Origin of the sequence: Nonomuraea sp. NPDC048892 (assembly GCF_040649735.1) — a bacterium.
Taxonomy (GTDB): Bacteria; Actinomycetota; Actinomycetes; order Streptosporangiales; family Streptosporangiaceae; genus Nonomuraea; species Nonomuraea maheshkhaliensis.
Map to the genome: position 1 here is coordinate 210,737 of NZ_JBEZFZ010000009.1, position 12,956 is coordinate 223,692.

Consider the following 12,956-nt stretch of genomic DNA (forward strand, 5'->3'; position numbering starts at 1 on the left):
GCTGCGAGGAGGACCGATGAGTCCCGTAAGACCAGTCATGCGCACCACTTTCGCCCTGCTCACGGCCCTGGCCGTCACCCTCTCCCCCGGCACCGCCGCCGCCGCTCACGGGCAGCCGGGCGCCCCGGGGCTGACGGTCAAGGAGAGCCGGTTCCAGGTCAAGGCGGTCGGCCCCGGCTTCGTGCTGAGGCTCACCCCGCGCGGCCTCGACGTGCGGGTGGACGAGAACAGGTTCGGCGACCCCGCCACCGGCAACCCGATCGTGCGGCAGACGATCGACCTCACCGGGCTGACGCTGCGCCCGTTCGAATGCCGCAACGGCACGTACACGATCAGGACCGGCACCTTCAAGCGCACCTGGCGCGTCTCCCAGACCGCCGTGCGGCCGCTGCCCTACCCGCCCGGGTTCGCCGCCGGCGCGCCGGGCATCTTCACCCCGTTCCTGGGCGAACTGGACGGCACGGCGACCGACGCCGACGGCGCCACGGTGCGGTTCCTGATCTCCGACCTGGTGCAGGAGGTGCTGACCCCCGGCTCGTTCGCCGCGACCGCGCCGATCCACGGGTTCTTCGTGGACGAGCGGGGCCGGGTACGCGACCGCATCTCGCTCGTCGGCCGCTTCAACTCGGGCGCCGACGGCCGGAACGCGGTCTTCGGGATCGAGGACCGGGGCACCTGCCGCCAGCTCGCCGACCTGCCCTACGGGCCGGGCAGCGAGGGCGCCGTGGTGACGGGACCGCTCTTCGTGCTGCCGTTCAGCGCGCCGGTCACCGTACCGAGGCACTGATCGCGACCCCGGCATGGCGGATTTGGCAAGGGTAGCCTAACCTTATCCCCATGACCGAGGAGATCTCTCTCCGCGGCGCGGAGCTATCCCTCAGTTACCACGGCACCACCGTGGTCGAGGACGGTCGCATCACCTTGCGGCCCGGCCACGTGACCGCCCTGGTGGGCCCGAACGGCAGCGGCAAGTCCACGCTGCTGCGCGCGCTCGCCAGACTGCACCGCCCCGACGGCGGCACCGTGACGCTGGCCGACGGCACGAGCGCGCTCGGCCTGCCGGCTCGCGACTTCGCCCGGCGGGTGACGCTGCTCTCGCAGAGCCGTCCCACGCCGGGCGGCGTCCAGGTGCGCGACGTCGTCGGGTACGGCCGCCATCCGTACCGGCGCCGCTGGAAGGCCGGTGACCCCGGCGGCGCCGCCGCCGTCGCCAGGGCGATGGAGCTGACCGGCGTCACCGCCATGGCGGAGCGGCCCGTGGACGAGCTCTCGGGAGGCGAGCTGCAGCGCGTGTGGCTGGCCACGTGCCTGGCCCAGGACACCGGCGTCCTGCTGCTCGACGAGCCGACCACGTTCCTCGACCTGCGTTACCAGGTGGAGCTGCTCGAACTGATCCGCGACCTGGCCGACGAGCACGGCGTGGCGATCGGCGTCGTCCTGCACGACCTCAACCAGGCCGCCGAGATCGCCGACCACGTCGTCCTGCTGCACCAGGGGCGCGTCCGCGCGGACGGGCCGCCCGCCCTGGTCCTCACCGAGGACCTGCTCACCGACGCGTACGGCATCCGCATCGAGGTCAGCGCCGACCCGGTCACCGGAACCGTCATCACCCGGCCGATCGGCCGCCACAACACCGGCGGACGCCAGGACAACAGCGTCTCCGCCACGACATGACAGGAAGCACCATGCGCAGAGCCTTGACGGCTGCCCTGACGACCGCCGCCGCCATGGTCGTTCTCGCCGCGTGCGGCACGACCGAGGCCCCCGTACCCGAGCAGACCGCTGCGAGTGGCACGCCTTCCGCCACCGCCGCTCCCGTGACCGTCACCGACAGCCGCGGCAAGCAGGTCACGCTCGACCGCCCGGCCACCCGGGTGGTCAGCCTGGAATGGGGTGAGACCGAGATGCTGGCCGGTCTCGGCGTCATGCCGGTCGGGGCGGCCGACGTGAAGGGCTACGCCACCTGGGACACCGCGGTCAAGCTCGACGCCTCGGTCAAGGACGTCGGCGACCGGCAGGAGCCCAGCGTCGACTCCATCAGCGCCCTGCAGCCCGACCTGGTGCTCATGGAGTCCGACGACGCCGGGCTGATCGAGCAGCTGGAGAAGTTCGTGCCGGTGCTGGTGGCCAAGGGCAGCGACGCCTCCGACAACCTCAAGCGCATGCGCGACGACCTCAACATGATCGCCACCGCCGTCGGCAAGACCGACGTGGCCACCAAGCAGCTCGCGGACTTCGACGCGGCCCTGGCCGCCGGCAAGCAGAAGATCGAAGCCGCGGGCGCGGGCGGCAAGTCGTTCGTCATGGCCGACGGCTGGAAGCAGGGCAGCACGATCTCCGTTCGCCTGTTCGGCAAGGGCGCGCTCGTCTCCGACGTGGCCGAGCAGCTCGGGCTCAAGAACGGCTGGACCGGCAAGGTCGACAAGGACTGGGGCCTCGGCACCACCGACGTCGAGGGCCTGAGCGTGCTCAAGGACCCCGACCTGCGCTTCTTCTACAACGCCTCCGACGGCGAGGACGTGTTCACCGACGGGCTGCAGGACAACGCCATCTGGAAGTCGCTGCCGTTCGTCGAGAAGAAGCAGGTCGTCAAGCTGCCTGACGGCATCTGGACCTTCGGCGGGCCCCTGTCCTGCCGGCAGTTCGCCGACGAGCTGGTGAAGGCGTTCTCGGCTTGAGCACGGACGTCCTGACCCCGGCGGCGCCGCCGGACACCCCGCTCCGGCGGATCGGCGCTGCCGGGGTCGTCCTTCTCACCCTGGCGGCCACCGTGCTGGTGGCCGCCGTGCACGTGACGCAGGGCACCTCCTCGGTCGGCGCGCTCGACCTGCTGGCGCTGCCGTTCGGCGGCAGTGACGAGGCCGCCCGCGTGCTGCTCGCCTCCCGGCTGCCCCGGCTGCTGGCCGGCGTCTGCGTCGGGCTCGCGCTGGGCGTGGCGGGCTCGCTGCTGCAGACGATCGCCCGCAACGCGATGGCCTCGCCGGACACGCTGGCCGTCAGCGCGGGCGCGTACCTGGCCGTGGCCGCCGCCGCGGCGTTCGGGCTGGTGCTGCCGGTGCCGGTGTCCGGCGGGCTGGCCCTGTTCGGCGGGCTGGCCGCGGCGGCCCTGGTGCTGGCGCTGTCGGCGGGCGGGCGCAGCGGGACCACCCGGCTGATCCTGGCCGGCTCCGCCACCTCGCTGGCACTCTCCTCGCTGACGAACCTGGTCATGATCCTCTTCCAGCAGGAGACGGTCGGGCTGTTCGCCTGGGGCAGCGGCTCGCTCGTGCAGAGCGACCTGAACGCCGTCACCCAGCTCGGCCCGGTGATCCTGGCGGCGCTGGCCGCCGCGATGCTGGCCGGGCCCCGGCTGGACATCCTCGGGCTGGGCGACGACACCGCCACCGTGCTCGGCGTGAACGTCCGGCGGCTGCGGCTCTGGCTGACCCTGCTGGCGGTGCTGCTGTCGGCGGCGGCGGTGACCATCGCCGGGCCGATCGGCTTCGTCGGGTTGTGCGCGCCGGTGATCGTCCGGCTGCTGCCCAGGTCCATCCCCGCCCTGCACAGGAACCGCACCATGCTCCCCCTGTCGGGGCTGGTGGGCGTGCTCATCGTGCTCGCCTCCGACATCCTGCTGCGTGCCGTGCTCGGCGCGCAGGCCGGCGTCGAGGTGCCGCCCGGCGTGGTCACCACGGTCATCGGCGCGATCGTCATGGTGTGGCTGGCCCGCCGTTACCGCGACGCGGGCCCCACCAGGCGGCCCCCTGCCGTGCGCACCGGCGCGGGCCGCTCGCGGACGGCGTTCCTCATCGTGGTGGGCGTCTGCGCGGCGCTGCTGGCGGGCGCGCTGGTGCTGGGCCTGCTGGGCGGGGACCGCTGGCTGCTCACCGGCGACGTCGCCAACTGGCTGCAGGCGCGCAGCGGGCGGGCGCTGACCTTCGTGCTCGACCAGCGCTGGCCTCGGGTGATGGCCGCCGCCCTGGCGGGCGCCGCGCTGGCCGTGGCCGGCGCGGCCGTGCAGGCCGTGTGCCGCAACCCGCTGGCCGAGCCGGGCGTGCTGGGCGTCACCGCCGGTGCCGGGGTCGGCGCGATCGGGCTGATCACGCTGGCGCCGATGGCCGGGATCTGGATGATGTCCCTGACCGCGGGCCTGGGCGCGCTGCTCGCCTTCGCCCTCGTGTACGGGCTGGCCTGGCGCGGCGGGCTGAGCTCCGACCGACTGGTGCTGATCGGCCTGGCCGTGCAGGCCGCCTGCACGGCGATCACCATCCTGATCATCGTCCAGTCCGACCCGTGGAACACGGCCAAGGCCCTGACATGGTTGTCCGGCTCCACGTACGGGCGCATGCCGGCTCAGCTGATCCCCGTCACGCTGGCGCTGCTGATCGTGGTGCCGCTGCTGGTCTGGCTGCGCCGCGACCTCGACCTGCTCTCCCTCGACGAGGACACGCCGCGCGTCCTGGGCGTGCCCCTGGAGCCGGTACGCCTCGGCGCGCTGGCCGGGGCCGTGCTGCTCACCTCTACGGCGGTGTCGGCGGTCGGCGTCATCGGCTTCGTCGGCCTGGTCGCCCCCCATGCGGCCCGCGCCCTGGTCGGCGCGCACCACACCCGGCTGCTCCCGGTGGCCGCGCTGCTCGGCGCCCTGCTGGTCAGCCTGGCCGACACGCTCGGGCGTACCGTGATCGCGCCCGCGCAGGTGCCGGCGGGGCTGGTGACGGCGCTGATCGGCACGCCGTACTTCATCTACCTGCTGTGGCGGGCGCGGGCCGGCGGCGAGGCCGCCTGAATTTCAGGTCCGCAGGAACTCCAGCAGGTCGGCGTTGAACCGCTCCTTGGTGCCCGGCACGTTGGCCAGCCCGTGCGAGCCGCCCTCGTAGACCTTGTACGTGCACGTGGGAATGATCTTCGATGACTTGGCGCCGGCCGCCGCGATGGGCACTATCTGGTCGTCGTCCCCGTGCACGACCAGGGTCGGGATGTCGAACTTCCTGAGGTCCTCGGTGAAGTCGGTGTAGCCGAACGCGTCCACGCACCGCACCGCCGCCTGGATGTTCTGGTGCATCGCCATGAACCAGAAGGCGTCCTTGTTGCCCTGGGTGACCCGGTTGCCGGGCCGGTTCGCGCCGAAGAAGGTCTCCGCGGTGTCGCGCCAGAACTGCGCGCGCTCGGCGATGATCCCCTCCTTGATGGCGTCGAACACCGTGTCGGGCGTGCCCTCGGGGTTGTCCGCCGACTTGACCATGACCGGCGGGATGGCCGCCAGCAGCACCGCCTTGGCGACCCGGCCGGTGCCGTGCCTGCCGATGTAGCGGGCCAGCTCGCCGCCGCCCATCGAGTGCGCGACCAGCGTGACGCCCCGCAGGTCCAGCTGGGTGATCAGGTCGTCGAGATCGTCGGCGAAGGTGTCGAAGTCGTAGCCGTCCCAGGGCTGGGAGGAGCGGCCGTGGCCGCGGCGGTCGTGGGCGAGGCCGCGGAAATGGTTGTCGGCGACCATCTTCAGCTGGTCGTCCCACGCGTCGGCGTTCAGCGGCCAGCCGTGGCAGAAAAGCACCGGGGGGCCGGATCCCCAGTCCTTGTAGTAGATCTCGTTGCCGTCGCGCGTGGTGACGTAAGGCATGGTCGTGCTCCCCCGTGCTCGGTGGTCGTGCCCTGTCCACGAGCGCGATACCCACCCCCAAGCGAACGCCTACCGCACGTCTCCCCAAAATCGGGTATCCAGCCCTTTACCGGACGCTGTGCCTGGCCGTGGCAGGGCTATACGATCTTGTTGATCGGTACGCCCTTGTTGATCCGTACGCCGACCCGAGGAGCCACGTGGGCTTATTTCCTGAAACGAGCCAGTGGGAGTTGCTGACCGCCGCCGGGCTGAGCGGAGACTTCCAGGCCGCCTGGATCGAAGGCGACGACGTCGAGACCATCGCCGCCGAGGCCGGCTGCGACCCCGGCGACACGTTCGACTGCGACCTGACCACCGCGCTGCGCTGGAGCGGGATCGGCTCGCGCGCCACCGTCGCCTGGATGGGCCCGCACGCGCCCGGCTGGACGTTCGCCCTCGTGCTCGGCGACGCGGATCCCAGCCTCGGCCTGTCGGAGCGGCGCGTCTTCGACCTGTGGTACGCGCGGGAGATCGACGAGTTCTCCGGCCCCTGCGCCCTGTACGAGGAGGAAGGGCTGGACGATCTGCAGCTCAACGACGACCTGGGCGACGAGGACGACCTCGAACCCCACCTGATCGCCATCGGGCGGATCACCGGCCGCTTCGTCGATGCCGGCTGGCTCGCCGAACGGCGGACGCTGCGGCGGGTGGTGTCCTCATGACGCACGAGGCACAGTCGCCCCTGACATGTGAGGCACAGTCATCCCTGACGCACGAGGCTCAGTCGAGCCTGACGCATGAAGCGCAGTGGCCCCTGCTCGCGGCGCGTGGGCTCGGCGACCTGTTCGCCGGGATCTGGATCGAGGGCGACCCCGCCGACGTCGCCCGCCTGCTCGGCGCCGACCCGGCCGCCGGGGTCGCCTGCGGGCTCGGCTCGGCGATGCGGTCGTACGAGCCGTACGCGTTCAAGGAGCTGCTCTGGATCGGCGAGCACTCCCCCGGCTGGACCCACGTCATCACCATCGCAGGACCGCCGCCCCGCACCGACCTCCCGGCCGCCGACGGGCGCCGGTTCGTACGGGTGGTGTGGGATCGTCACGGTATCGGCGTGCACGATCTGTCCTACTCGGACGGGACCACGGCCGGGGAGCTGAGCCCTCGGGACATCGCCACGCCCTGGGCCTTTCGCGAGCACGCCGACGGGCTCGCGCCGAGCCGTCCCGGCCTGATCGACTTCCATACGACGGGGCCGGCCAAGCCGGTGGGCAGCCTGGGGTTGTGGCTGGAGAACTGGCTCGTGGTGGCGGGGCGGCTGTCGGGGCGGTTCATCGACGCCCAGTATCTGGACGCGACCCGGCTGCTGTGCCGCGTCCCGCTGTGACAGTGGTCAGCGACCTGCGGGAGCGCGGCTCACGGGCTGCTTCCGGGTGCCGGGTCAGCGGGGCGGGGGGCGTAGGGAGGGCGGGTTGAGCGTCTCGCCGGTGACGTGGGCGGCGTCGTCCGAGCACAGCCAGACGACGACGGCGGCGACCTCGTCCGGCTCGCCTGCGGCCACCGCGTTGACCCGGATCCCCGAGCCGGCCAGCTCCCGTGCCGTCGCCCGGGTCAGCGCGATCCCGGCGGGACCTGGCGCCAGGTTGACGATGGAGCCGCCGGGGCGCATCGATGCGATCTCGTACCGCATCGCCAGCGCCGGCCCGCACGCCCGGCCGCCGTTCGCCCCGGCGTCAGTCCAGGCGGCGTCGTTGCAGGCAGTGTCAGCGCAGGTGGCGTCGTTCCGAGCAGCATCAGCGCAAGCGGCATCAGCGCATGCGGCGTCGTTGCATGCGGCGTCGTTGCATGCGGCGTCGTTGCATGCGGCGTCGTTGCATGCGGCGTCGAGTCGGCCGAAGGCGCCGAGGGTCTGCTCGACCAGCCGCCGTACCGCCACCTGGTCGGTCAGATCCGTGCGGACGGCGATGGCATGACCACCGGCCGCCCCGATGCGCGCGGCCTGCTCCTCCAGCGGCCCCGTGTCGGCAGCGGCGAGCACCACGCCGGCACCGGCCCTGCTCAGCGCCCACGCCACCGCCACGCCCGCACCCGTACCCGCGCAGGTGACGAGAACGGTGCGCCCACGAAGCGGCTCGCGCGCCACGCCGTCCACCACCCCGCGTGCCACCTCATGTGCCGCTTCCGGCACCGCCTCGTACGCCATGGAGATGATCCTCGCCCTCGGCTCGTCCGCTGGACTCCGTCTGAACCTCCGTCTGGACTTCCGTCGCCGACGCTAGGAGGCGGGCCGCCGCGCCCGCATCAGTGAAGTCGCCAGTCTGGCGGCCCAAAAGGCGTTGTCACCGGCACCGCGCGCTTTCTATGCTCGCCGTGTGCTGGGGAGAGACGGCGAGACCGCGCTGCTCGACTCCTTGCTGCGGCGGGCGCGCGAAGGGCGCGGTGGCGGGGTCGTCCTGCATGGGGAGCCCGGCATCGGGAAGACCGCGCTGCTGTCGTACGTCGAAGAGCGGGCCACCGGCTTTCGAATGCTCCGCGCCGTCGGCGTCGCGCCGGAGGCCGACCTCCCGTACGCGACCCTGCACCAGCTCCTGCTCCCCGCCCTCGACGCGGTGGACGAGCTGCCCGGCCCGCAGGCGCAGGCCCTGAGCGTGCTGTTCGGGCGGGCGCACGGCACGCCGCCGGACCCCTTCCTAGTTGGATTGTCCGCGTTGTCGCTGCTGTCCCTGTGGGCCGGCGAGCGGCCGGTGTTGTGCGTCATCGACGACGCGCACTGGGCGGACCAGCCGACGCTGAAGACGGTGGCGTTCGTCGCGCGGCGCCTGGACAACGAGCCCGTGGTGGTGGCGCTGGCCGCGCGCGCCGACGAAGGGCACGACACCGACCTGCCGGCGCTGCGCCGCGTACCCCTCATGGGTCTCAAACCGGACGCGGCCAGGGCGCTGCTGGCCGGGCGGCGGCTGAGCGACGGCGAGCAGCGCCGGCTGCTGGCCGTCACCGGCGGCAACCCGCTGGCCCTGCTCGAACTCGCCGGCCGGGAGCCGCACCCGGACGGGGCGCAGCAGCCGCCGGCCATGACCGAGGAGCTGCAGCGCTCGTTCCTGGCCAAGGTCATGGACCGGCACGCCGCCGAGCTGCCACTGCTCCAGCTGATCGCCGCCGACGGCTCGGGCAGCGTCGACACCGTCGAGCGGGCCGCCGCCGCGCTGCGGATCCCGTCCGACGCGCTGCACCGGGCCGAGATCGACGAGCTGCTCACGTACGACGGGACGCGGCTGGTGTTCCGGCATCCGCTGATCCGTTCCGCGATCTACCACAGCGCCTCCGTGCACCGGCGCGCGGCCATCCACCGGGCGCTCGCCTCCGCCTTCGACGGGCAGGCCGACCAGCACCGGCGCGCCTGGCACCTCGGGCAGGCGGCCGTCGGGCACGACGAGCGCGCCGCCGGGGAACTGGAACGCTCGGCCGAGCACGCCGCCCTGCGTGGTGGTCCTGCGGCGGCCATGTCCGCGCTGTCTCGGGCCGCCGAACTCACCGCTGAAGGCCCGCGCCGCGGACGCCGGTTCTGGGGCGCCGCCCTGGCCGCCGTCCAGGGCGGGCTCACCGCCGCCGCCACCGACCTGCTCGACCGTGCCACACGCGAGCCGCACCTGGAGGAGGCCGACCGGATCGCCCTGGCGGCGGTGCGGGCCATCGTGGCGGAGTTCGCCGGCTCGACCGAGGACGCGCTGGAGCTCATCCGTCCCTGGATCCCGCGCGCGCTGCGCATCGACCGGCGCCTGTTCACCCCCACCATCGCGATGTACGGCGATCTCGGCCTGCGCGCCAACCGCCCGGAAACCTGGGCCGACCTGGCCGGCTGGCTCGGCGAGGTCCCGCTGAACGAACCAGAGGACGAGGTCTTGCGCCTCCTCCACCGCCTCAGCCTCCGCCGCACAGGCCACCTCCTCCGGCGACCGTCCTCCGGGCGTGCGGCGGGGTCCGACGAGGGCGAGGGCTCGACCAGCCTGGGTACGGCGGGGGCTCAGAGTGACCATGGCGGGTTCGAGACGATCACCGATCCGGCCACGCTCACCCTGGCCGGAGGCGTTGCCCGGCAGCTCGGTGAGCATGAGCTGGGCCGGCGGCTCTACCGCGAGGCCGGGCGGCTGGCCCGGGCCGGTGGGTCGCTGGGTGCGCTGGCGTGGAACCTCGAATACCAGGCCGCCGACGAGCTCGCGCGGGGCAGGTTCGGGCTGGCAGAGGCTCATGCCGAGGAGGGCTGCCAGTTCGCCGCCGACGCCAGCCAGCCGAACACCGCCTGCCGCAACCGGGGGTTACTGGCCCTGTGCGCCGCGCTCAAGGGACGGCCGGACGCCGCGCGGCTGGCCTCCGAGGTGCTGGCCGAGGCGAGCGACCGCAAGCTGTGCGACGCGATGGCGTATGCCAGGCGGGCGCTGGGGCTGATCGAGCTGGTGGCCGGCCGGCACCGCGAGGCTGCCCGGCACTTCGAGTCGATCGGCGACTGGACCGCCGACCCTCCGCCCGACCTGGCCATGGGGGTCCTTCCCGACCTCGTCGAAGCCCTCGTACGCGCCGGCGAGAACGACCGCGCCATCGACGCGACAACCCGCTACGAGAAGTGGACCGGCCACACCCCCGAACTCGCACCGCCTACGACCGGCCCCGAACCGGCGGCGGCGAAATTCGGCGTCGCAGCGGACCTGGTGGTGGTGCCGGAGGTGGCGGCGCTTGTGGCTCGTTGCCGGGCGCTGGTCAGCACCGATGGTGGCGCGGACGGTCACTATGCCGAGGCGCTGCACCTGTACGCGATGGCCGACTCGCCGTTCGAGTGCGCCCGTACCCGGTTGTTGTGCGGCGAGCAGTTGCGGCGGGACCGGCGGCGCAACGAGGCCCAGGTGCACCTGCGGGAGGCCGCCGACAGCTTCCGCCGCATGGGCGCACACGCCTGGGCCGAGCGGGCGGAGGGCGAACTGCGCGCCACCGGCGAGTCGACCCGCCCCAGGACCGCCGGAGTGCCGTCACGTGGGAGGACCATCACTCGGGCGGCGCACGCGGACGCCGATGAGGCGGCACGGGCGCGGGCCGGCGCTGAGACCGCACACCCGAGAGCTGCCGGCGGGCCGACGCCGGTGGAGGTGAACGGGGAAGCGGCGTCTAGGGAGGCGGCGTCCAGAGCGGCTGCTGACGGGGATGCGCTGGGCCTGTTCACCCCGCAGGAGTTGCGGGTCTCGCTGGCCGTCGCCGAGGGGCTGACGAACCGTGAGATCGCCGCCCGGCTTTTCCTCAGCCCGCGCACCGTCGACTACCACCTGCGCAAGGTCTTCCAGAAAGCCGGCATCACCTCCAGGGCCGAGCTCATCCGCCTGGTCCTGGCCGAACGCCTCGCCTCGTGACCAGACGAACGCCTCGCCTTGTGGCTGAACGATCGCCTCGCCTCATGACCGGCCGAACGCCTCACCCCGCGAACCAGGACCGGCGACTTCACTGATTCGGCCGTGGTGCCCTGTTTCCTAACGTCGGTGACGTCACGATCCCCCGTACGTCAGGAGTCCGGTCATGACCGCCCCCGACCCCCACCCCACCAGAACCCGCCCTGTACTCCGATTCATCTGGCACTACGTCGAGATGGTCATCGCGATGTTCGCCGGAATGCTGCTGCTCGCCCCGTTATGGGGCCTGGTGCTGCCCCCAGACACAGGGACGGACGTGGACGTCCTGGTCATGGCCGCCGACATGGTCATCGGCATGGCGGTCTGGATGCGGGTGCGCCGCCACCACTGGGCCGCCGTCGCCGAGATGGGGGTGGCGATGTTCGCGCCGTTCCTGATCCTGCTCGTCCCCTACTGGTTCGGCGTGCTGGCGGGCCATGTGGTGATGTCGGCCGGCCACGTGCTCATGTTCGTCTTCATGGCGCTGGCCATGCTGCGGCGGCGTGAGGAGTACACGCGCCACTCCCACCGCCTCACCGTCAACCCGAAGTGGGCGAAGAGGGCGGCGGTGGTGCTGGTCGCGCTGCTCGTCCCGGGGGCGGTGGCCGCGGTGAACACGATCGGCAAGTTCGCCGACCTGTACGAGCGGCGCGAGGGCACCGTGTCGGTCAAGCCCGTGCCGCGCACGCACGACCCGGCCAAGCCCACGGTGGCCCTGCTGACCAGTAGCGAGGGCACGAACGTGGCCGACCTGCTGGGCCCGTACGAGGTGCTGGCGGGCACCGGCCGGGTGAACACCTACATCGTCGCGGCCGGCCCGGGGACGGCCCCCTTGACCGGCGGGCTGGACCTGGTGCCCGACCTGACGTTCCAGCAGCTGGCAGGCGTGCTGACCGATCACAACGACAGCCTGGACGCCATCATGATCCCGGCGCTGCAACAGCCGCCCGCCGCGGAGCACGCCGCGATCAACGACTGGCTGCGCCGCCAGTCGGCCGCGGGGACACTGACGGTCAGCGTCTGCAGAGGCGCGCAGGCGTTCGCGGAGAGCGGGCTGCTCGACGGCAGGACGGCCACCTCGCACTGGCTGCGCCTGGCCGGGCTGCGCGCCGCCTTCCCCCAGGTGAAGTGGGTGGCCGGCACCCGGTACGTGGACGACGGCAACGTGATCAGCACGGCCGGCGTGCTGTCCGGCGTCGACGGCGCCCTGCGGATCCTCGAGCGGCTGGTCGACGGGGACACCGCGCGAGCGGCGGCGGACCGGGTGCACTGGCGGCACTACTCCCCCGGCACCGCCGGGAGCATCCCCGAGTCGGCCGTGGAGCCGCTGGACGCGGTCGTGGGCATCAACTCCTCCTACCTGACCGGGCCCTCGACCATCGGCGTCCAGGTCGTAGAGGGGGCCGGGGAGCTGGAGCTGGCCTCGGCGTTCATCTCCTACACCGAGCACGCCATGGTCGGCAGGACACTCGCGATCGGCGAGGCCACGGTGCGTTCCCGGCACGGGCTGACGTTCGTGCCCCGCGCGTCGACCGCCGCCGGGGTGGGCCGGCTGCTGGTGCCCGGCCTGGACGCGTCCCGCCGCAAGGTCGCGGGGACGGGTGGCGAGGTGCGGCCCGAGTACCTGCACACGACGGAGGAGTTCGCGTTCGACCCGGTGGTGCGCGACATCGCCCGTACGTATGACGTGCGCACGGCGCTGTGGACGGCGAAGACGCTGGAGTACCCGGTGATGGACGTCGAGCTGCGCGGCAGCGCCTGGCCGTGGGTGGCCACCGCGGTGCCGCTGGTGCTCGCGCTGCTGGGCGCGGCGGCGGCGATCGGTTCCTTCGCGCTGGTACGCCGCCTCCGCGCCCGCACCACGACCCAACCCGCATGACACGCCCGTACGACCCAACCCGCGTGACACGCATTCCCCGCCGGCCGGCGGATCCGGGCGGCGGGGAAGGAGGCCATAT

At 72.7% G+C, this 12,956-nt stretch carries 10 protein-coding genes; 8 read left to right on the plus strand and 2 right to left on the minus strand.

What is annotated here, in order from left to right:
• Window positions 1–37 precede the first annotated feature (37 nt).
• Genes AB0C28_RS29210 through AB0C28_RS29225 form a run of 4 tightly spaced genes read left to right on the plus strand, consistent with a single transcriptional unit; the run spans window position 38 to window position 4,765 of the window.
• Window positions 38–787: a hypothetical protein gene (locus AB0C28_RS29210; protein WP_358078914.1), complete on the plus strand. Its 750-nt coding sequence runs from the start codon at window positions 38–40 to the stop codon at window positions 785–787.
• Window positions 788–837: 50 nt separating this feature from the next.
• On the plus strand, window positions 838–1,674 hold the full coding sequence (locus AB0C28_RS29215) for an ABC transporter ATP-binding protein (RefSeq protein ID WP_357835771.1): 837 nt from the start codon (window positions 838–840) through the stop codon (window positions 1,672–1,674).
• An 11-nt stretch (window positions 1,675–1,685) separates the two neighbouring features.
• On the plus strand, window positions 1,686–2,678 hold the full coding sequence (locus AB0C28_RS29220; protein WP_357835773.1) for an iron-siderophore ABC transporter substrate-binding protein: 993 nt from the start codon (window positions 1,686–1,688) through the stop codon (window positions 2,676–2,678).
• Complete coding sequence (locus tag AB0C28_RS29225; RefSeq protein WP_357835776.1) at window positions 2,675–4,765, plus strand: iron ABC transporter permease; 2,091 nt, start codon at window positions 2,675–2,677, stop codon at window positions 4,763–4,765. The genes AB0C28_RS29220 and AB0C28_RS29225 overlap by 4 nt, the downstream gene beginning before the upstream one ends.
• A gap of 3 nt (window positions 4,766–4,768) precedes the next feature.
• Here the strand turns inward: AB0C28_RS29225 and AB0C28_RS29230 are convergent, their stop codons facing one another.
• Entirely contained in the window at window positions 4,769–5,596 is an 828-nt protein-coding gene (locus AB0C28_RS29230; RefSeq protein WP_357835779.1) for an alpha/beta hydrolase, read from the minus strand.
• Window positions 5,597–5,793: 197 nt separating this feature from the next.
• Here AB0C28_RS29230 and AB0C28_RS29235 point away from each other — a divergent pair, with 197 nt between their 5' ends.
• The gene (locus AB0C28_RS29235) at window positions 5,794–6,297 is read left to right on the plus strand and encodes a hypothetical protein (protein WP_357835782.1); all 504 of its coding nucleotides are present in this window, start codon (window positions 5,794–5,796) and stop codon (window positions 6,295–6,297) included.
• Window positions 6,294–6,956, plus strand: a complete 663-nt coding sequence (locus tag AB0C28_RS29240) for a hypothetical protein (protein ID WP_357835785.1) — start codon at window positions 6,294–6,296, stop codon at window positions 6,954–6,956. The genes AB0C28_RS29235 and AB0C28_RS29240 overlap by 4 nt, the downstream gene beginning before the upstream one ends.
• Window positions 6,957–7,010: 54 nt before the next feature.
• Here the strand turns inward: AB0C28_RS29240 and AB0C28_RS29245 are convergent, their stop codons facing one another.
• Window positions 7,011–7,772, minus strand: coding sequence for an SDR family oxidoreductase (locus tag AB0C28_RS29245; RefSeq protein WP_358078916.1), 762 nt, complete (start codon window positions 7,770–7,772; stop codon window positions 7,011–7,013).
• A 169-nt stretch (window positions 7,773–7,941) separates the two neighbouring features.
• On the opposite strand from AB0C28_RS29245, the gene AB0C28_RS29250 reads away from it, so the two are divergent.
• Together AB0C28_RS29250 and AB0C28_RS29255 are read left to right on the plus strand one after the other, a co-directional pair.
• The gene (locus tag AB0C28_RS29250) at window positions 7,942–10,962 is read left to right on the plus strand and encodes an AAA family ATPase (RefSeq protein ID WP_358078919.1); all 3,021 of its coding nucleotides are present in this window, start codon (window positions 7,942–7,944) and stop codon (window positions 10,960–10,962) included.
• A gap of 163 nt (window positions 10,963–11,125) precedes the next feature.
• Window positions 11,126–12,877, plus strand: coding sequence for a DJ-1/PfpI family protein (locus tag AB0C28_RS29255; RefSeq protein ID WP_358078922.1), 1,752 nt, complete (start codon window positions 11,126–11,128; stop codon window positions 12,875–12,877).
• Window positions 12,878–12,956: the final 79 nt, after the last annotated feature.

Bases quoted from the DNA above. Each gene is read 5' to 3' on its own strand.
- AB0C28_RS29210 (WP_358078914.1), top strand. From the start codon at position 38: ATGCGCACCACTTTCGCCCTGCTCACGGCCCTGGCCGTCACCCTCTCC.
- AB0C28_RS29215 (WP_357835771.1), top strand. From the start codon at position 838: ATGACCGAGGAGATCTCTCTCCGCGGCGCGGAGCTATCCCTCAGTTAC.
- AB0C28_RS29220 (WP_357835773.1), top strand. From the start codon at position 1,686: ATGCGCAGAGCCTTGACGGCTGCCCTGACGACCGCCGCCGCCATGGTC.
- AB0C28_RS29230 (WP_357835779.1), bottom strand. From the start codon at position 5,596: ATGCCTTACGTCACCACGCGCGACGGCAACGAGATCTACTACAAGGAC.
- AB0C28_RS29240 (WP_357835785.1), top strand. From the start codon at position 6,294: ATGACGCACGAGGCACAGTCGCCCCTGACATGTGAGGCACAGTCATCC.
- AB0C28_RS29245 (WP_358078916.1), bottom strand. From the start codon at position 7,772: ATGGCGTACGAGGCGGTGCCGGAAGCGGCACATGAGGTGGCACGCGGG.
- AB0C28_RS29255 (WP_358078922.1), top strand. From the start codon at position 11,126: ATGACCGCCCCCGACCCCCACCCCACCAGAACCCGCCCTGTACTCCGA.